The following is a 1231-nucleotide window of genomic DNA, read 5'->3' on the forward strand; positions in this document are numbered from 1 at the left end:
GGGGACGTCTTGGTGGGTGTAGGCGGCCAGGTCGGTTTCCCGCACTCGTCCGAGGAGTTCGGTGAAGGTGGGGTTGCCGGAGGTGTCGGTGCGCAGCACGAGCGTGTTGATGAAGAAGCCGACGAGGTTGTCGAGTGCGTTGTCGGTGCGTCCGGCGATGGGTGATCCGAGGGGGATGTCGGTGCCGGTGCCGAGTCGGGTCAGGAGTGTGGCGAGTGCTGTGTGGACGACCATGAAGACGCTGGCTTGGTGTTCGCGGGCCAGGCGGGTGATGCCGTGGTGCAGCTCGGCGTCCCAGGCGAAGGGGACGCTGCCGCCGTGGTGGCCGGCGATGGCGGGCCGGGGCCGGTCGGTGGGGAGTTCGAGGTGGTCGGGGAGAGCAGTGAGGGTGGTGCGCCAGTAGTCGATCTGGCGGGAGATGAGGCTCTGCGGATCGTTCTCGTCCCCGAGGACTTCGCGTTGCCAGAGCGCGTAGTCGGCGTACTGGACGGGCAGTGGGGTCCACTGCGGAGCGTTTCCGTCACAGCGGGCCGCGTAGGCGGTGGCGAGGTCCTGGGCGAGGGGGCCCATGGACCAGCCGTCGCTGGCGATGTGGTGGGCCAGGATCAGCAGGGTGTGCTGGTCGGCCCCCGTGGTGAACACCCAGGCGCGCAGGGGCACGTCCTTGGTCAGGTCGAAGGTGTGGGTGACCGCCTGGCTGACGGCGGTGTCCAGGTCGTCTTCGTTGACGGGGACGATGTCGATGACCGGCCGGGCGGCGTCGCCGTGCAGGACGTGCTGGTAGGGCGTCCCGTCGCTCTCGCGGAAGACCGTGCGCAGGGTTTCGTGCCGGTCGGTGAGGTCGTGGACGGCGTTGCGTAGTGCTGTGGTGTCGAGTGCGCCGGTCAGCCGGAGCACCATCGGCACGTTGTAGGTCGCGCTCGGCCCCTCCAGTTGGTGGAGGAACCAGAGGCGCTGCTGAGCGGGGGAGAGCGGGATGTGGTCGGGGCGAGGCCTCGGGGTGAGCGGGGTCCGTGCTCCGGTGGTGTGGTGGAGGCGGGTGGCGAGGGTGGCGACGGTGGGTGCTTCGAAGAGGTCGCGGACGGTGAGTTCGGTGTTGAGGGTGGTGCGGATGTGTTCGACGCCGAGGGTTTGGGCGAAGGCGTGGCAGAGGAGTTCTTCGTGGGTGTTGCGGGGGCCGCGGGTGGTTGCAGCCGTGCTGAACTGCGGCGCGGGAAGGGCCTTATGGTCC

The 1231-nt window shown here is 69.1% G+C and carries 1 protein-coding gene; it reads right to left on the reverse strand.

Going from position 1 to position 1231, the window contains the following annotated elements; all coding sequences use genetic code 11:
- On the reverse strand, positions 1–1231 hold a 1231-nt coding region (locus IF67_RS40050; RefSeq protein WP_037840430.1), incomplete at both ends, for a condensation domain-containing protein.

Source organism: Streptomyces sp. NRRL S-1813 (assembly GCF_000719605.1).
GTDB lineage: Bacteria > Actinomycetota > Actinomycetes > Streptomycetales > Streptomycetaceae > Streptomyces > Streptomyces decoyicus.